Here is a 266-nt window from a genome sequence, read left to right as displayed (position 1 = left end):
CTCTCGGTCAGAGGCCACGGAGTCGGATGCAAGGCGCTGTCCCAGAACATCAATTCGTACCTCGACGCGACCACGAAAGCACCGATCATCTGCTTGCGCTGATCGAGCGTCGCAGCCGCAGCGGCGTCGTCCACGAAATTCTTCGCAGCGTCGACGATGGCATGGAATTCGGATGCGTCGTAAGTGGCCACCCAGGTTGCGTAGGGGTGGTCGGGATCGCGATCGAGCACCGTCTTCGCTGCTGCGGCGAGTGAGCGGCCTACATC

Annotated in this window: 1 protein-coding gene; it reads right to left on the bottom strand. The window is 62.0% G+C overall.

The genetic code is table 11. From position 1 onward, the window contains the following. On the bottom strand, window positions 1-230 hold a 230-nt coding region (locus AB2L51_RS15250; protein WP_475557854.1), incomplete at its 3' end, for a thiaminase II/PqqC family protein. Window positions 231-266 lie beyond the last annotated feature (36 nt).

The organism is Acetobacter fabarum (assembly GCF_040702925.2).
Lineage (GTDB): Bacteria > Pseudomonadota > Alphaproteobacteria > Acetobacterales > Acetobacteraceae > Acetobacter > Acetobacter fabarum_B.
This window is presented reverse-complemented; position numbering and strand designations above follow the sequence as displayed.